Origin of the sequence: Achromobacter mucicolens (assembly GCF_902859725.1) — a bacterium.
In the GTDB taxonomy this organism is placed as follows: Bacteria; Pseudomonadota; Gammaproteobacteria; order Burkholderiales; family Burkholderiaceae_B; genus Achromobacter; species Achromobacter mucicolens.
Genome location: NZ_CADIJP010000002.1, coordinates 378,116 through 395,822 on the forward strand (window position 1 = coordinate 378,116; position 17,707 = coordinate 395,822).

Annotated in this window: 15 protein-coding genes and 1 pseudogene; 11 read left to right on the forward strand and 5 right to left on the reverse strand. The window is 65.8% G+C overall.

Annotated features, from left to right (window positions below; translation table 11 throughout):
* Positions 1-145: 145 nt before the first annotated feature.
* Together pncB and HV786_RS03535 are read left to right on the forward strand one after the other, a co-directional pair.
* Positions 146-1,321 (forward strand): nicotinate phosphoribosyltransferase, encoded by a 1,176-nt coding sequence (gene pncB / locus HV786_RS03530; protein WP_128827653.1) that lies wholly within the window; start codon positions 146-148, stop codon positions 1,319-1,321.
* 72 nt (positions 1,322-1,393) lie between these two features.
* Positions 1,394-1,744: a RidA family protein gene (locus HV786_RS03535; protein ID WP_056321843.1), complete on the forward strand. Its 351-nt coding sequence runs from the start codon at positions 1,394-1,396 to the stop codon at positions 1,742-1,744.
* Positions 1,745-1,845: 101 nt separating this feature from the next.
* On the opposite strand, the gene HV786_RS03540 is transcribed toward HV786_RS03535, so the two are convergent.
* Both HV786_RS03540 and HV786_RS03545 read right to left on the reverse strand, forming a co-directional pair.
* Positions 1,846-2,355, reverse strand: a complete 510-nt coding sequence (locus HV786_RS03540) for a flavodoxin family protein (RefSeq protein ID WP_175209990.1) — start codon at positions 2,353-2,355, stop codon at positions 1,846-1,848.
* A complete protein-coding gene (locus tag HV786_RS03545) occupies positions 2,352-3,185 on the reverse strand; it encodes a M90 family metallopeptidase (RefSeq protein ID WP_128827654.1) in 834 nt (277 codons plus the stop codon). The genes HV786_RS03540 and HV786_RS03545 overlap by 4 nt, the downstream gene beginning before the upstream one ends.
* A gap of 107 nt (positions 3,186-3,292) precedes the next feature.
* Here HV786_RS03545 and HV786_RS03550 point away from each other — a divergent pair, with 107 nt between their 5' ends.
* A complete protein-coding gene (locus HV786_RS03550; RefSeq protein WP_175209992.1) occupies positions 3,293-5,572 on the forward strand; it encodes a RelA/SpoT family protein in 2,280 nt (759 codons plus the stop codon).
* A 77-nt stretch (positions 5,573-5,649) separates the two neighbouring features.
* On the opposite strand, the gene HV786_RS03555 is transcribed toward HV786_RS03550, so the two are convergent.
* Complete coding sequence (locus HV786_RS03555; protein ID WP_056321854.1) at positions 5,650-6,963, reverse strand: MFS transporter; 1,314 nt, start codon at positions 6,961-6,963, stop codon at positions 5,650-5,652.
* A gap of 143 nt (positions 6,964-7,106) precedes the next feature.
* On the opposite strand from HV786_RS03555, the gene argE reads away from it, so the two are divergent.
* From argE to HV786_RS03590, 7 genes are all read left to right on the forward strand, one after another.
* Entirely contained in the window at positions 7,107-8,258 is a 1,152-nt protein-coding gene (gene argE / locus HV786_RS03560; RefSeq protein ID WP_062840548.1) for an acetylornithine deacetylase, read from the forward strand.
* 120 nt (positions 8,259-8,378) lie between these two features.
* Positions 8,379-9,578, forward strand: a complete 1,200-nt coding sequence (gene trpB / locus HV786_RS03565; protein WP_128827657.1) for a tryptophan synthase subunit beta — start codon at positions 8,379-8,381, stop codon at positions 9,576-9,578.
* Between the two features lie 2 nt (positions 9,579-9,580).
* A complete protein-coding gene (gene trpA, locus HV786_RS03570) occupies positions 9,581-10,444 on the forward strand; it encodes a tryptophan synthase subunit alpha (protein WP_056321859.1) in 864 nt (287 codons plus the stop codon).
* Positions 10,445-10,481: 37 nt separating this feature from the next.
* Positions 10,482-11,357: an acetyl-CoA carboxylase, carboxyltransferase subunit beta gene (gene accD, locus HV786_RS03575; RefSeq protein ID WP_056321862.1), complete on the forward strand. Its 876-nt coding sequence runs from the start codon at positions 10,482-10,484 to the stop codon at positions 11,355-11,357.
* A gap of 286 nt (positions 11,358-11,643) precedes the next feature.
* A complete protein-coding gene (locus HV786_RS03580) occupies positions 11,644-12,192 on the forward strand; it encodes an acyloxyacyl hydrolase (protein WP_056321866.1) in 549 nt (182 codons plus the stop codon).
* A 302-nt stretch (positions 12,193-12,494) separates the two neighbouring features.
* On the forward strand, positions 12,495-13,502 hold the full coding sequence (locus tag HV786_RS03585) for a Bug family tripartite tricarboxylate transporter substrate binding protein (RefSeq protein ID WP_128827658.1): 1,008 nt from the start codon (positions 12,495-12,497) through the stop codon (positions 13,500-13,502).
* 87 nt (positions 13,503-13,589) lie between these two features.
* On the forward strand, positions 13,590-15,137 hold the full coding sequence (locus tag HV786_RS03590) for a UxaA family hydrolase (RefSeq protein ID WP_128827659.1): 1,548 nt from the start codon (positions 13,590-13,592) through the stop codon (positions 15,135-15,137).
* Between the two features lie 97 nt (positions 15,138-15,234).
* Here HV786_RS03590 and HV786_RS03595 read toward each other — a convergent pair whose 3' ends face one another.
* Complete coding sequence (locus tag HV786_RS03595) at positions 15,235-16,170, reverse strand: dihydrodipicolinate synthase family protein (RefSeq protein ID WP_128827660.1); 936 nt, start codon at positions 16,168-16,170, stop codon at positions 15,235-15,237.
* A gap of 159 nt (positions 16,171-16,329) precedes the next feature.
* Here HV786_RS03595 and HV786_RS03600 point away from each other — a divergent pair, with 159 nt between their 5' ends.
* Positions 16,330-17,226 carry a LysR family transcriptional regulator gene (locus HV786_RS03600; RefSeq protein ID WP_056322728.1) on the forward strand — a complete coding sequence of 299 codons (897 nt, stop codon included), beginning with the start codon at positions 16,330-16,332 and terminating at the stop codon, positions 17,224-17,226.
* Positions 17,227-17,324: 98 nt separating this feature from the next.
* Here HV786_RS03600 and HV786_RS03605 read toward each other — a convergent pair.
* Positions 17,325-17,707 (reverse strand): annotated as a pseudogene (locus HV786_RS03605) (ribonuclease E/G); the annotation flags it as partial.

Consider the following 17,707-nt stretch of genomic DNA (forward strand, 5'->3'; position numbering starts at 1 on the left):
GGGATCAGCGGCAGATGTGTCTTAATGGGCGGATTTTACCCAATGCCGCGCCGATGTGCCGGCAATACCCGTATTGACAGCGTGGCCCAGCGTGTCGAAGGCCCGCTGCTTCATGCTATGGTGTCGCGAAACGAAACGCGCAATCATGATTATTACTTCGCTGCTCGACACCGACCTGTATAAATTCAGCATGATGCAAGTCGTGCTGCATCACTTCCCGGCTGCCCAGGTCGAGTACCGGTACAAATGCCGGACGCAAGGCGTGGATTTGCGCCCCTATCTGGACGAAATCCGCCACGAAGTGCATCAGCTATGCCAGTTGCGCTTCACGGAAGACGAGCTTAAATATCTCGGCAGCTTGCGCTTTATCAAAAGCGACTTCGTTGATTTCCTTGGTCTGTTCCACATGCCGGAGCGCTGCATTCACATCAGCGAAGGCGAAGGCCCCGGCGAAATCAGCATCGAGGTCAAAGGGCCGTGGCTACACACGATCCTGTTCGAGATCCCCGTGCTGGCCATCGTCAACGAGGTCTATTTCCGAAACACCCGTAAGCATCCGGACTGGGAAGAGGGCCGCAAGCGCCTGCAGTCCAAGATGCACCTCGTGCTGGACGATCCCGCGCTGGCGGATTTCCGCGTGGCCGAATACGGCACGCGGCGCCGCTTCTCCAAGGCCTGGCACGAAGAAATCGTCTCCACCATGAAAGCCGAGATGGGCCCGCATTTCGCGGGAACCAGCAATGTGCTGCTTGCCAAGGAACACGACGTGCTGCCGCTGGGCACCATGGGCCACGAGTATCTGCAGGCCTGCCAGGCCCTCGGTCCGCGGCTGCGCGATTCGCAGGTTTTCGCGCTGGAAGTCTGGGCCAAGGAATACCGCGGCGACCTCGGCATCGCGCTGTCGGACGTCTACGGCATGGATGCGTTCCTGCGCGACTTCGACATGTATTTCTGCAAGCTCTTTGACGGCGCGCGCCACGATTCCGGCGATCCCTTCATCTGGGGCGAGCGCCTGCTTGAGCACTACCGCAAGAACCGCGTCGATCCGCGCGCCAAGACGCTGGTGTTCTCGGATGCGCTGACCTTCCCGCGCGCCATCGAGCTGGCGCGCCAGTTCTCGGGCCGCTGCAAGGTTTCGTTCGGCATCGGCACCAATCTCACCAACGACCTGGGCCACGAGCCGCTGCAGATCGTCATGAAGATGGTCCGCTGCAATGGCCAGCCGGTGGCCAAGGTGTCGGATGCGCCCGAAAAGACGATGTGCGACGATCCTGCCTACCTGGCCTATCTGCGCCAGGTTTTCCAGTTGCCGCCTGCCTGACGACGCCCGGGCGTCGCGCGCGGGCAGCGTTACCCAGTTCCAACCAAACCACTCGACTCTAGGGGAATTCTCATGAGCAGCATCAAGCGCTTTCACGTGACCAAGCGCCTGTCGGACATGGCCGTGTACAACGGCGTTGCCTACCTGGCGGGCCAGGTGCCGGACGATGCCACGCTGGACATCACGGGCCAGACCGAGCAAGTGCTCGCCACGATCGACCGTCTGCTGGCCGAAGCCGGCACCGACAAGACCAAGATCCTGATGGCCCAGATCTACGTGGCCAACATGAAGGAATTCGACGGCATGAACAAGGCCTGGGACGCATGGGTTGCCGACGGCAACTCGCCCCCCCGCGCCACCGTCGAGGCCCGCCTCGCCAACCCCGACTACAAGGTCGAGATCGTGGTGACGGCCGCCCTGTGATGCACGCAGGCTGAATGCCGGCCTCGTCCGGCACCCAGAAAAGCCCTCTGGCCAACGCCGAGGGCTTTTTCTTTGCGTGGATGTCAGACACCCCCGCCGCGTTACGCGCCCATCAGCATGATTCCCGCCAGCAAACCGCCCAGTTCCTCGCAACGCGCCAGATCCGCTGCCGGAACGGTCTTGGGCGCCAGGATCTGCGCGGCTGTCTGTGCGCCCAGATTCACGATGACGGCGGGCGCGACCGGGGTCAGCCGCCAGCCGGTGCAGATGCGTTCGACCTGCCGGGCGGCGCCCGCGCCGTCGCTGCCCGCGCTGATCATGGCGGCGTAGGGCAGTCCCTGCAGGCTGTCCAGCACCGCGTAGTAGTTGCGATCAAAGAACTCCTTCATCTCGCCGCTCAGGCTGGCGAGATTCTCGGGGGCGCAGAAGATGAACCCCTGGCTGGACAGCATTGCGTCTGCGCCAACTTCCTGCGCGCGCAACAGCGTAACGCGCAGATCGTCCGGCTGCTCCAGCGCGGCCGCCGCTTTGGTGGCTCCGCGCGCGGCGGCGCGCGCCATCTGCTGCGCCGCGCCCGTGCGCGAATGCCAGACGATCAGCAATTCCTTCATGCGTAACGCTCCGCCGGGTCCTGCCGGTAGTAAGCCCGCAGCATCGCATACCACTCGGGCAGGGCCTGCTGCATGGGGTGGGGATCCACGAAGAAGTGCTCCGAACTGACGGCAAAGAATTCGCCTTCGTCCGTGGCCGCGTAGGGATCCATCGGCAGTTGCCCGTACCAGGCGTCTGCTTCCTCGCTCTCGGGGTCCACGTCGTGCGGGATCGCTGCCTCCACGGCGTCGACCGCCGTAATGAAGCGGTCCAGGCTGTCGTCCAGCACCTGGCGCCACGCGCGCGGCTGGATCTCGGGATGCGCCGACAGCGACGGCATGCCGTCCGCAAAGCCCGAGCGAAGGTCCAGCTTGTGGGCAAATTCGTGGATGACGACGTTAAAGCCGCCTTCGGACAACTGCGTGTCCTCCCAGGACAGGACCAGCGGCCCGCCTTCCCAGGCTTCGCCCGCGGCGTCCTCGATGTACTCGTGGACCACGCCATCCTCGTCCTGACGCGAGCGCGGAATGCGGAAGCTGGCGGGATACACGATGATCTCGTCCCAGCCTTCGTACAGCTCGGGCGTGAGATTCAGGATGGGCAGGCAGGCCTGCGCGGCGATGGACAGCCGCATGAAGTCCGAGACCTCTAGCCCCTGCGCGCCGTTTATGGTCTTGCTGGCGAGCAGCCACGCGGCGCGCGCCTGCAGCTGGGCGGCTTCGCCCGGCGTCAGCACGGTCAGAAATGGGTAGGTGTCCAGCACCTGCCGCCAGAGTTCGGGCGGGATGCGGGCCTGCATCTCGGCGACCTCGGACGGGCGGGCGCCGCGCCCCTTCAGCCAGCGCAACATAAGCTTTGGTTCCTTACATATGCCGGGATGCGGCAGGGTGTTCAGGGTGATTGAACCCTAGTGTAGAGTGTTGGGATATTCAACCAGATACCTGTGCTACGCCCGTCATGTCCGCCCCGCCTGTTCCCGATGCGCCTTCGCCATTCGACGCTTCCTGGCGGCAGGAAGCCGGGTCGGGCCTGGATGCCGATGGCCTGACGTTGCTGGACCGGGCCGTCGCCTGGGCCGAGCCGCGTTTCCACGGCCAGAATGCCCTCACGGGCGAACCTCTTGCCGGTCACGGCGCCGGCGTGGTCCGTATCCTGGCCGCCATGCACACCGACGCGGCCACGCGCACCGCCGCGCTCCTGGCCGCGCTGCCCACCGACCTGATGGCCCCCGCGCCGTCCTTGCGAAACGACCCCATCGCCGCTGCCTTCGGCACGGAGGTCGCGCGGCTGGTGCAGGGCGCCTACGCCCTGCTGCGCCTGGGCGTGGTCGCCCGCCAGGCCAGCGATGCCGCCGCCGTAAGCGGCTCGCAAAAGGAAATGCAGCGCAAGATGCTGCTGGCCATGGCCGCCGACCTGCGCATCGTGCTGATGCGGCTGGCCTCGCGGCTGCGCACGCTGCGCTGGCACGCCGAAACCAAGGCCCCGTGCTCGCCCGACTTTGCCCGCGAGACCCTGGACCTGTACGCGCCGCTGGCCAACCGGCTGGGCATCTGGCAGATCAAGTGGGAAATGGAAGACCTGTCCTTCCGCTTTCTTGAGCCTGAAAAGTACAAGCACATCGCCCGCCTGCTGGAAGAAAAGCGGGTCGAGCGCGAGGCCTTCATCGCCGGCGCCATCGCGCGTCTGCAACAGGCTCTTGCCAAAAGCGGCATCCAAGCCGAGGTCAGCGGCCGGCCCAAGCACATCTACAGCATCTGGAACAAGATGCGCGTCAAGCGTCTGGACTTCTCGCAGATGTACGACCTGCGGGCGCTGCGCGTCATCGTCGACGACGTGCGCGCGTGCTACACGGCCCTTGGCATGGTGCACGAGATGTGGACGCCGCTGTCCGAGGAATTCGACGACTACATCTCGCGGCCCAAGCCCAACGGCTACCGGTCCCTGCACACGGTGGTCACCGATGACGATGGCCGCCCCTTCGAAGTGCAGATACGCACGCGCGAGATGCATCAGTTCGCCGAATACGGGATGGCCGCGCACTGGCGCTACAAGGAAGCGGGCGCCAAGGGCGGCCAGGTGGCTGCCTCCAGCGAATACGACCGGCAGCTTGCCTGGATGCGCCAGCTGCTGGCCTGGAACAGCGAAGTCGAGGGCGGCGCGGACACGCCGCCCGAACCGGGCAAGCCCGCCTCGGGCAGGGCCGCCGCGGGCAAGAGCCGCGGCGCGGTGGCGGCGCCCGCGCACACCGACGAGCGCATCTATGTGCTGACGCCCCAGGCGCGCGTGATCGAGTTGCCCGCCGGCGCCACGCCGGTGGATTTTGCCTACCACCTGCATACCGACCTGGGTCATCGCTGCCGGGGCGCGCGCGTCGATGGGCAGATGGTGCCGCTGCAGACGCATCTGTCCACCGGGCAGACCGTGGAGATCATCTCCGCCAAGTCCGGCGGCCCGTCGCGCGACTGGCTCAATCCGCAGTTGGGCTTTCTGGCCAGCCCCCGCGCACGCGCCAAGGTGCGCATGTGGTTCAACGCCATTGAACTGCAGCAGCGCATCACGCAGGGCCAGGCGCTCGTCGAAAAGGAATTGCAGCGCCTGGGCAAGACGGCCATCAACCTGGAACAGCTGGCCCAGAACCTGGGCTTTGCCCGCGCCGACGACCTGTACGTTGCCGCGGCCAAGGAAGAATTCAGCCTGCGCCAGATCGATGCGGTGTTCCAGCAGCCGGCGCCCGCGGCCGAGCCCACGCCGGCCGCGCTGCGCCACGCCAGCGCGGGCAGCGCCGAGAAAAGCGGCAAGAGCGGCGTGCTGGTGGTCGGGGTGGGGTCGCTGTTGACGCAGCTTGCCCGCTGCTGCCGCCCCGCGCCGCCGGATGCGATCTCCGGGTTCGTGACGCGCGGCCGCGGCGTTTCCATCCACCGCCGCGACTGCCACAGCTACCTGGCACTGGCCGCGCGTGAGCCCGAACGCGTCATCGAGGTGGCGTGGGGCGAAACCGCCGATACCTTCTATCCGGTAGACATCAGCGTGCGCGCGCACGACCGGTCCGGCCTCCTGCGCGACCTGTCCGAAGTGTTCGCGCGCCTGCGCCTGAACGTGGTGGGCGTGAACACCCAGAGCAAGCAGTCGCTGGCTCACATGGTGTTCACGGTGGAAGTGCGCGGCGGCGAATCGCTGTCGCGCGCGCTCGATGCGCTGGCCGAAGTGCCAGGCGTGTCGTCGGCGACGCGCCGCTAGAGGGGTGTCCGGCAGCGGCGCCGCTGCCGGAGATTGTCCCGCGCGGTGACCCACGCGGGGCGGAGGCGGTTCAGGCCTCAGTGCTCCAGGTCTTCATGCGCGCGATCACGCATGTAGAACGCGGCAACCAGGCCCAGGGCCACGCCAAACATCACGTAGTAGGCGGGCGCCATGGGCGAGCCGGTGGTCTTGATGAGCCAGGTCACGATGAACTGCGCGAACCCGCCAAAGATCATCACGGCCACGTTATAGGCCAGCGACAGGCCCACCGAACGCACGCGCGCCGGGAACAGCTCGGCCATCACCGTGCTGAACACGCCAAAGAATGCCGACACGAAAATGCAGACCACGACCTGCACGGTCAGCAGGCGGCCGATCGACGGCGCGTCCGACAGCCAGAAGTACAGCGGGTACAGCACGATCAGGTAGCCGATCAGCGAGCCGATCACGAGCGGACGGCGGCCGATGCGGTCGGACCAGGCGCCCATGAACGGGGTCAGCACCACCATCAGCGCCGCGCCCGCCATCTGCACCAGGAAGGTCTGGTTCAGCGGCAGCATCAGCACCTTGGTCGAATAGGTGACCAGATACGTGAAGGTGATGTAGATGGACACCGTGGCCGTCACCACCAGGCCCACGCCGATCAGCGTCTCGCGCGTGTGGGTGCGCAGCATCTGACCCAGCGACAGGCGCTTGACCTCGCCGCGCTCGGCGGCCTGGCGGTCGGCTTCCTTCATCTGCTTGAAGGCGTCCGTTTCGTCGACATTGCGGCGGATATAGATGGCGATCGGCACGATCACCAGGCCGAAGGCGAACGGCAGGCGCCACGCCCAGTCGGCGATCTGCTGCTCGGTGAAGAACTCGGTGATCAGCGTGCCGCAGGCCGCGCCAATCAGCAGCGCCAGCATCTGGCCCGCCATCTGCCACGAGCCGTAGAAGCCGCGCTTGCCGTTGGGCGCCATTTCGATCAGCAGCGCCGTCGACGTGCCGAACTCGCCGCCGGCCGAGAAGCCTTGCAGCAGGCGAGCGATGAGGATGAAGATCGGCGCCAGGATGCCGGCCGCGTGGTAGGTGGGCGCCACCGTGATCAGCGCGATGGACACGGCCATCAGCGAGGTCACCAGCACCATGGCGGCCTTGCGGCCCTTGCGGTCGCCGTACAGGCCCAGGATGATGCCGCCCACCGGGCGCATGAAGAACCCGACGCCGAAGATGGCGGTGGTCATGAGGATGGCGTTCAGTTCGCTGCCGGGGACGCTGGGGTCCGTGGGAAAGAACAATTTGGCGATGATCGGCGTCATGAACGCGAACACCAGGAAGTCATACCATTCGAGGGCGTTGCCTATTACCGCTGCCACGATGTTGCGTGTGGGGACTGCTTTGTGCTGCACGGGATCTCCTTGGGGGCTTTTTAAAATCCGGCCGACATTCTAGGCGGTGCCGCCCCGGCCGTCCTGGCAATCGTCCGCAAGGGGCCCGAGACGCGGCCGCTGCCTGGCTTTACACTGCGTCTTTTCCCCACGAGAGTAGTGACATGAACGCGCGCACCTGGCTGGAAACGCTGGTTGGCTTTGACACCACCAGCCGCAATTCCAATCTTGCCCTGATCGAAACCGTCCGTGACTGGCTCAAGGGTCAGGGCGTCGAGGCATGGCTGGCGCACAACCCCGAGCGCACCAAGGCCAACCTCTTTGCCACGCTGCCGGCGCAAGACGGCAACCAGCAGGGCGGCATCGTCCTGTCGGGCCACACCGACGTGGTGCCCGTGGACGGTCAGGACTGGAGCACGGACCCGTTCAAACTCGTCGAAAAAGACGGTCTGCTCTATGGCCGCGGCAGCTGCGACATGAAGGGCTTCATTGCCGGATCCCTGGCCCTGGTGCCGGAATTCATGGCCATGCCGCGCAAGAAGCCCATCCATCTGGCGTTCTCCTACGACGAGGAAGTCGGCTGCGCCGGCGCGCCGTACATGCTGGCCGACCTGCACGAACGCGGCATCCGTCCCGAGGGCTGCGTCGTGGGCGAACCCACCGGCATGCAGGTCGTGGTGGCCCACAAGGGCATCAATCTCTTCCGCTGCAAGGTCCACGGCAAGGCGGCGCATTCCTCGCTCACGCCCCGCGGCTGCAACGCCATCGAATATGCCGCCCGCCTGATCTGCCGCATCCGCGACCTCGCGGACAGCTTCAAGGCCAACGGCCCCTACGATCAGTTCTACGACGTGCCGTTCTCCACGATGACCACCAACCAGATCCGGGGCGGCATCGCGGTCAACACCATTCCCGAACTGTGCGAATTCACCTACGAATTCCGCAATCTGCCGGGCATGCGTCCCGACGACATCCAGGCCGAAGTCGAAAAATACGTGCGCGAAGAGCTGCTGCCGAAGATGAAGGCCGAATTCGACGGCGCCAGCATCGAAATCGAGACCGGCGCCGCCGCGCCCGCCCTGGAAGCCTCGGAAGAAGCCGCCATCACCCAGCTCGTGCGCGCCCTGACCGAAGACCGCGCCACGCGCAAGGTGGCCTACGGCACCGAGGCGGGGCTTTTCCAGGGGATCGGCATTCCCACGGTGGTCTGCGGTCCCGGCCACATCGAACAGGCCCACAAGCCCAACGAATACGTGGCGCTGGACCAGCTTGCCGCCTGCGAAACCTTCTTGCGCCGCATGGGGCAGTCGCTCTGACGAGCGGAGCCCCAGGGGGCGGGCGGCACGCCGGTGCCGTCCGCGTCAGGTAAAATGACGGGTTGCAAACCGGATTTGCGGCCGGCAGTGGCCTGCCGCGATGCCGGGGGAGATGCTTTGGTGAAACCTTACGACTTTCCGGATGCCAAGGGCCATTTCGGGCCTTATGGCGGTGTTTTCGTGGCGGAAACGCTGATGCACGCGCTCGATGAACTGCGCGCGTCCTATGACCGTTATCGGGTCGATCCCGCCTTCCTGGAAGAGTTCAACTACGAACTCAAGCATTTCGTGGGCCGGCCCAGCCCCGTCTACCACGCCCGGCGCTGGTCCGAGCTGGTCGGCGGCGCCCAGATCTGGTTCAAGCGCGAAGACCTGAACCACACCGGCGCGCACAAGATCAACAACTGCATCGGCCAGGCCCTGCTGGCCAAGCGCATGGGCAAGCCGCGCGTCATCGCCGAAACCGGCGCGGGCCAGCACGGCGTGGCCACCGCCACCGTCGCGGCCCGCTACGGCATGGAATGCGTGGTCTACATGGGTAGCGAAGACGTGCGCCGCCAGGCCTCCAACGTCTACCGCATGAAGCTCTTGGGCGCGACCGTGGTGCCCGTGACTTCCGGTTCGCGCACCCTGAAGGACGCGCTGAACGAAGCCATGCGCGACTGGGTCACCAACATCGAAAACACGTTCTACATCATCGGCACGGTGGCGGGTCCCGACCCCTATCCCCGCATGGTGCGCGATTTCCAGACCGTCATCGGCAACGAATGCCTGACGCAGATGCCCGAGGCCATCGGCCGCCAGCCCGACTACGTCGTGGCGTCGGTGGGCGGCGGCTCCAACGCCATGGGCATCTTCCATCCCTACATCCCCCACGAAGAAGTGCGCCTGATCGGCGTTGAAGCGGCGGGCGAGGGCATGGACAGCGGCAAGCACGCCGCATCGCTGGCCGCGGGCCAGGTGGGCGTGCTGCACGGCAACCGTACCTACGTCATGCAGAACGAGGACGGCCAGGTCCAGGAAACGCATTCCGTCTCCGCCGGCCTGGACTACCCGGGCGTCGGCCCGGAACACGCGTGGCTCAAGGATTCGGGCCGCGCCGAATACGTCGGCATCACCGACGAGGAAGCCCTGAAGGCTTTTCACGATTGCTGCCGCATCGAAGGCATCATGCCCGCGCTGGAGTCCTCGCACGCTATCGCGCAGGCCGTCAAGATGGCCGCCACGCTGCCGCGCGACGCCGTGATCCTGGTCAATCTGTCGGGCCGCGGCGACAAGGACATGCACACCGTCGCCGAACGCGCCGGCATCGAGCTCTGAACATGACAACCCGCACTGATCGCATTGCCGCGGCTTTCGCGCGCACCGCAGAGTCCGGCCGCGCCGCGGCCCTGATTCCCTACATCGCCGCCGGCGATCCTTCCCCCGGGGCCACCGTGCCGCTGATGCACGCGCTGGTGGATGCCGGCGCCGACGTCATCGAACTGGGCGTGCCGTTCTCGGATCCCATGGCCGATGGCCCCGTCATCCAACGCGCCGCCGACCGCGCCATCGCGCAAGGCGTGGGCCTGGCCCGCGTGCTCGAGCTGGTGGCGGATTTCCGCCAGCGCGACACCGCGACGCCCGTGGTCCTGATGGGCTACGCCAATCCCATCGAACGCATGGGGCAGGCGGAATTCGCCAGCCGCGCCGCGCAGGCCGGCGTGGACGGCGTGCTGGTCGTGGACTATCCGCCCGAGGAAGTCATCGAGTTCGCCGCCACCCTGGGCGAACACGGCATTGCGCCCATCTTCCTTTTGGCGCCCACGTCCACCGAAGAACGCATCAAGGCCGTCGCCACGGTGGCGCGCGGCTACGTGTATTACGTGTCGCTCAAGGGCGTGACGGGCGCGGGTTCGCTGAACACCGACGACGTGGCCGACCGCGTGGCCCTGATTCGCCGCCACGTGCGCGACATTCCGGTCGGCGTGGGATTCGGCATCCGCGATGCCGAAAGCGCCCAGCGCGTGGCCCGATCGGCCGATGCCGTGGTCATTGGCAGCAAACTGATTGAAACCATGGAGCAGGCGGTCGCCAACGCACCGGCTGCCCAGCAAACCGACGCCGCAGTCGCCGCCGCCAGCGGCTGGCTGCGCACCATCCGGCAGGCGCTGGATCAAGTAAAACGAGAGAACGCGTCGGCCTGAGCGGCCGGGTCGCGATCTCAAACGGGATGAATACTCAATGAGCTGGATCGATAAACTCCTGCCGCCTCGCATCAACAAAACCAGCGACAGCGGCGCCCGCCGCGTTCCCGAAGGCCTTTGGGTGAAATGCCCGTCGTGCGAATCGGTGCTGTATAGCGAAGACCTGGCAGCCAACCTTCACGTCTGCCCCAAGTGCGACCACCACATGCGGATCGGGGCTCGTGCCCGGATCGATTCACTGCTCGACATGGAAGGCCGCGTTGAAATCGGCCAGACCACGCGTTCGGTCGACACCCTGAAGTTCAAGGACACGCGCAAGTATCCCGAGCGCCTGCAAGAGGCCGTCAAGGCCACGGGCGAATCCGACGCGTTGGTGGTCATGAGCGGCTCGATCCGCGGCGTGCCCGCCACGCTGGCCTGCTTTGAATTCGAATTCATGGGCGGCTCGATGGGCTCGGTGGTGGGCGAGCGCTTTGCGCGCGGCGCGCAGGCGGCCCTGGACAACAAGACGCCGTTCATCTGCGTGGCCGCTTCGGGCGGCGCGCGCATGCAGGAAAGCCTGCTGTCGCTCATGCAGATGGCCAAGACGAACGCCATGCTGACCCGCCTGTCGGCCGCCGGCCTGCCGTTCATCAGCGTCCTGACCGATCCCACGATGGGCGGTGTGTCGGCCAGCTTTGCGTTCATGGGTGACGTCGTCATTGCCGAACCCAAGGCCCTGATCGGCTTTGCCGGCCCGCGCGTGATCGAACAGACCGTGCGGGAAAAGCTGCCCGAAGGCTTCCAGCGCGCGGAATTCCTGCTGCAAAAGGGCGCCATCGACATGGTCGTGGATCGCCGCCAGCTTCGCGAAGAAATTGCCCGCCTGCTGGCGCTGCTGACCAATCAGCCGGCCGACGTGGTGACTGCCTGACAATGCTGCCGGCGCCGGGCTGCCGCATGACGGTAGCGCCGGCTTCGGAAAATGCCGCCAGCAGCTTCGTGCTTCGGGCGGCATTTTTGTTTTTGCGCTCAGCGTCAAAGCTCGGGCACGCCACTTGCTAAGGCGGCCTAGCGCAAAATCGCAAGCTTGAATTACGCGTGGTCCGGAACAGTCTTTTTCATGTCCGTTTGTTGCCATATTGCGACATGCGTAAGGCGGGTTGGTCCGGATTTTGCTAATGTTCCCCGTTAGTCCAGAAATAGATGGAGTTAATCCCATGCAGTCGACGAAGAAGAAAATGCTGACGCGCCTTGCCGGCCTTGCCCTGGCAGGCGTTGCCACCTTTGCCAGCGCCCAGTCGTCCGAGGGCACGCAGGGCGGCGTCAGCCTGCACTACGGCATCGGCGATCACTACAAGCGCCTGACCCTGAACTACGAAACTGCCTCGCTCTGGACCTATCAATTCGGCGGCAACTGGGGCCGGCTGGACCTGACGCCGGAATTCGGCGCCTCGTACTGGCAGGCCGACGGTTCGCGTTCGCCCGGCCATGTGTGGCAGTTCAGCGCCATCCCGATGTTCCGCTGGTGGACCGGCGAACGCTTCTACATCGAAGCGGGTATCGGCGCCACGCTGTTCTCCAGCACGCGCTTCGCCGACGAAAACATCAGCACGGCCTTCCAGTTCGGCGACCACGTCGGCGTTGGCTTCCTGCTCACGCCGAACAACCGCATCGGCGTGCGCTACTCGCACTTCTCGAATGCCAGCATCAAGCGCCCGAACCCGGGCCTGGACGTGGTGCAACTCACCTACACGTACCAGTTCTGATCGCATCGTGACGTCCTGAGCGTTCCCGCCTGCCGGACGTCCCCGGCGCAGATCTTGAAAACCACCCGTTCACGGGTGGTTTTTTTTGTGCGTCGCCTGGGTCATGGTCATCCCGGGGGCACCGCTAAAACCAAAAAAAAATTATCGTTTGACTGCGTGTCCACGTACTTGTTGGTGTTGAGTGCAATGGCCAGAATGCCCTGGCAACACCCAAAACCACAACGAGCCGTCGTGGGACGCTTCGATCCGCCGCTGCAGGCGTGATCGCGGCCAGGCCCGGCAGGCGGCACACGGAGACGCAGATGAAATACCCCTGTATGAAGGCGCGCCGCTTGGCGCGCATCGCCGGCGCCGCCGGTCTCGTCCTTTCGCTGGCGTCCGCCCCGGGCGCCGTGCTGGCCGACGAATTTCCCGCCAAGCCCCTGCGCATGGTCGTCGGCTTCGCGCCGGGCGGCGGCGCGGATATCGTGGCGCGGCTGGTGGGCGCCAAGATGGCCGACAGCCTGGGGCAGCAGGTGGTGGTGGAAAACCGCGCCGGCGCCACGGGCACGATCGCGGCCGACAACGTGGCCCGCTCGCCCGCCGATGGCTACTCGCTGTTCCTGGGATCGCAATCCACCATGGTCGTGGCGCCGTCCCTGTTCCCCACGCTGCCGTTCAAACCCGAGACTGATTTCGAGCCGGTATCGCAGATCGTGACGATGCCCCTCATCCTCGTGGTCAACCCCGCGATGATCGATGTGAAAAGCGTCGGCGAGCTGACCGAGCACATCCGCAAGGCGGGCAACGGCGCGCTCAGTTATGCGTCCTCCGGCCAGGGCGGCCCGCAACACATCGCTGGCGAGTTGTACGCGCACCGGGTCGGCACCAAGGTCACGCACGTGCCCTACAAGGGCGAATCGGCGGCGATCGCCGACGTGCTGGGCGGACACGTGCCCTACATGTTTGCGAACCTGCCGGTGGCGCTGCCGCACATCGCCTCGGGCAAAGTGCGTCCGCTGGCGATCACCAGCCTGAAGCGCGATCCGAAGGCGCCGCAGATTCCCACGTTGGCCGAATCGGGCTTCAAGGACTTCGAGGTGTCGACCTGGTACGGCGTGTTTGCGCCGGCCAAGACGCCCAAGCCGGTGATCGAGAAGCTGTCCAATTCCATCCGCACCGCGCTGGCGCAACAGGACATGCAGGCCAAGCTGAGCGAGCAGGGGTTCACGGTGGTGGGCAGCGATTCGGCGGCCTTCAGCCAATTCGTGGGGGCCGAACTGCCGCGCTGGTCGGTGCTGATCCGCGACATCGGCATCAAGCCGGAATAAGGCGGTCACCACGCGTTGGCGCCCCTGGGCGGGCGTCAGCGGGAGCCGTTCACCGGCGGCTCCCATTCATTTACCCGAGACAATGACATGATCGACTTCACCGAAAAACGCGCCGCCGGCCCCGTCATCCGGCTGCATTCCGCAGACAACGTCGTGGTGGCGCGCGTGCCCATCGGCATCGGCGCTGCCGTGCCCTCCGAAAACCTTGTCAGCCGCAGCCAGGTGCCCGCCGGCCACAAGATCGCGGCGCGCGATCTGCGCGCGGGCGAGCCCATCCTGAAATACAACGTCTGCATCGGCTTTGCCGCCACCGACATCCCGGCGGGCACCTACGTGCATTCGCACAACATGGATTTCCAGGAATTCGACCGCGACTATGCGCACGCGCGGGACTACGCCCCGACGCAAATCCTGCCCGAATCGGAGCAGGCGCGATTCCAGGGCATCGTGCGCGCCAACGGGCAGGTGGGCACGCGCAACTACATCGGCATTCTTGCCACGGTGAACTGTTCGGCCACGGTGGTGCATCGGATTGCGGCCGCTTTCACCCAGGATGTCATGGACGCCTATCCCAATGTGGACGGCGTGGTGGCGCTGAGTCACGGCATGGGCTGCGGCATGGAGATGTCTGGCGAGCCGATGGATCTCTTGCGGCGCACGATGGGCGGATACGCCTGTCATGCAAATTTTGCGGGCGTGCTGATCGTGGGCCTGGGGTGCGAACGCAATCAGCTCGATGCGCTGCTCAAGGACCAGGGCCTGGAGGCGGGCTCGCGGCTGCAGACCTTCATCATGCAGGAGACGGGCGGCACCCGCAAAACGATCGAGGCCGGCGTCGCTGCGGTAAAGGCGATGCTGCCGGTCGCAAACGACGTGCGGCGCGAGCCGGTGCCGGCGCGGCACCTGAAGATCGGCCTGCAATGCGGCGGATCGGATGGCTTTTCGTCGATCACCGCCAATCCGGCGCTGGGCGCGGCCATGGATATCCTGGTGCGGCATGGCGGCACCGCCATTCTGTCGGAGACGCCGGAGATCTATGGCGTCGAGCATACGCTGACGTCACGGGCACGCAACCGCGAAGTCGGCGAGAAGCTGGTCCAGCGCATCCGCTGGTGGAAGGAAGAGTATTCGCCGGGGCGCGACGTGCAGATCAATGGCAAGGTCAGCCCGGGCAATCAGATGGGGGGCCTGGCCAACATCTTTGAAAAATCGTTGGGCTCGTCGATGAAGGGCGGCACCACGGCGCTGATGGAGGTCTATCGTTACGCGGAACCCGTCCGGCAGCCGGGCATGGTGTTCATGGACACGCCGGGGTTCGATCCCGTGTCGGCAACGGGGCAGATCGCGGGCGGCGCCAACATCATCTGCTTTACGACCGGCCGCGGCTCGATGTTCGGCGCCAAGCCGGTGCCCTCGATCAAGCTGGCCACCAATACGCCGATGTTTGATCGGCTGACCGAAGACATGGACGTCAACTGCGGCGACATCCTGGACGGAACGGCAACGCTGCAAGAGGTGGCGCAGCGGATCTTCGAGGAAATCCTGCGGGTGGCCTCCGGCGACCGCAGCAAGAGCGAGTTGCTGGGACTGGGGGACCACGAATTCGTGCCCTGGAATATCGGCGTGGTGAGCTGACCGCCTCGAAAGACTGCAGCGTCGCGGACGGTCAGCGTATTGACCGTCCGCGTTTGGGTCCGTCCGCGTGTGGACCGTCCACGTGGTGCAGAAGCGCTCAGGCGTCGGACAACTCGGCGGCGCCCGGCATCTCAAACCCGTTCGCCTCCAACGCGGCCTTCAACCCATCAGTCTGCGAGGCATTCAGTTCCACCAGCGGCGGCCTTACCGTGGCCCACGCCGCGTCGCCGGACTTCCAGGCGATGGCCGCCTTCATGGCGGGAATCATCGGAAACTGCTGGAACACATTGCGCGTGGCGTTCAGGCCCGCCTGGCGCTCGTCGGCATCAGCCTCTTGCCAGCGCTGCTGGAGCGCCACGATCGGACCAGGATTGACGTTGCCCGTGGCCGTGATGCAGCCCACGCCGCCCGCGCGCAGGGTCTGCAGCAGGAATGCCTCGCTGCCCGCGTAGACCTGGAATCCGCGAGACGAAAAGCGCTCGATCATGGCGGCGGTGTTGGCCCAATCGCCGCCGCTGTCCTTCACGCCGGCGACGATGCCGGGATAACGATCGAGCAGACGCTCGATGAGGGCCAGGCTCAGGGGCACCTGGCTCACGGGCGGGATGTGATAGAGATACATGCGCAGCTTGTCGTCGCCCACGCCCTCGATCAGCTCGGCGTAGTAGCGGAAAAGACCTTCGTCGCTGACCCCTTTGTAATAAAAGGGCGGCAGGACCAGCACACCCATGCTGCCGCTGCGCACGGCATGCTGCGTCAGCGAAATGGCATCGGGCAGCGCGCAGGCGCCCGTGCCCGGCATCAGCGCCGACGGTTCCACCCCCGCTTCGAGCAGCGCGTCCAGCAGCGTGTGCTTTTCTTCCAGCGATAGCGAATTGGCCTCGGAGTTGGTGCCGAAGATGGCCAGTCCGACGGACTGTTCGCGCAGCCAGCGGCAGTGCTTCACGTAGCGCCCCAGTGCCGGGCGGTAGCGCTCGTCGAACGGCGTCAGGACAGGAGAAAAAACGCCGGGAATGCGGGCAGGGGTCGTCATGTCTCTACTCGTTATTGGAAGGATGGAAAAAGCGCGCCGCGGTCGCGCGGCTGCGATTTCCGATTCTGGCATTGATCTGTGCTTCGAACATCTGCTGTTTAATGGCTTCAATCCATAAAATTGTTGTGGTTTGCCACACGTCAAGAAAAGGGGGAGACCGTGGATACGCGCTATGTGCAGAGCTTTGTGTCGGTCATCGAGAGCGGCTCGCTTGCCGAGGCCGCGCGGCGGCTGGACCTGACCCCCGCCGCCATCGCGGCGCGCGTGCGCACGCTGGAAGAAGAGCTGGGCGCCACGTTGATCAAGCGCGTGGGCCGCAGCGTCAAGGCGACCGAAGCCGGCCTGAAGGTGCTCGAGCGCGCCCGCAGCGTGCTGCGCGAGGTGCGCGACCTGCGGGCCAGCGCCGCGGACGACGCGCCGCTGGGCGAGCTGCGCCTGGGCGTCTCAGCGTCGGCCTTGACCGGCATCATGCCCATCGTGCTGGCCCGGCTGTACCGGCGCATGCCCAAGCTGGCGGTCTTCATGGAACCCGGCACTTCCAACCATCTGTACCACCGCGTCATCAATGCAGACCTGGATGCGGCGTTCATCGTAAAGCCGCAATTCAACCTGTCCAAGGGCTACGCCTGGAAGCAGGTGACCGAGGAGCCGTTGGTCGTGCTCGCCCCGCCCGACACGCCGGGCAACGACGCGCACGAGTTGATGCGCACGCAACCCTTCATTCGCTACGACCGCAATGTCTGGGGCGGGCGGCTGGCCGACCAGTACCTGCGCCAGCATGGCATTGCGCCCCGCGAGCGGCTGGAGGTCGACGGCCTGATGGGCATTGCCTGCATGGTCTCGGAAGGGCTGGGCGTGTCGCTGGTGCCGGATTGGGCGCCGGATTGGCTCGACAGCCGCCGCGTAAAGCGTGTGCTGCTGCCCGGCCGAGCGCCGCTGCGCCGGATGGGCATCCTGTGGGCGCGTCACATGCCGCATTCGGCCCTGGCGGAAGCCTTTGTGGAGGAAGCGGGCCGCGCCCTTGATCCGCAGGCGCGCCATTCGGCAAGCGACTGACGCCGCCCGAGGCAAAAAAACACCCCGCAGACCGTTTCCGGTGTGCGGGGTGTTGTGCTTCTCAGGGCCAGGCCCTGGGGGCCTGGCGGTCTAGCGGCTTAGTGGCGCGTTTCGACCTGAACCAGCGGCTCGTTCGAGACGGGCGTCACGGGCTTGCGCTCGCGGCCCAGGCGAACCGGCGCATACGAGGCAGCAATGCGTTGCTGCGTCTGTGCGTGGCGTTCCGGATCGGTTTCCACCCACTTCAGGCCAGCGGCGTTGACCACGTCGTGCAAGGCCTGCGCCTTGGCGGCGGGGGCAGCGGCGGGCACCACGATGGGCTGCTGCGCGCTGGCCGGAGCCACCGGCGCGGGGGCCGGAGCGACGGGCGCGGGGATCGCCGGATTCAGGTCCGCCAGCTTGGTCAGCGTGCCGGCCACCGCGTCATAGATGTAGCGCGAGCCGGGCGTGCGGTCGTTGTAGGCGGCGACGATGAACTTGT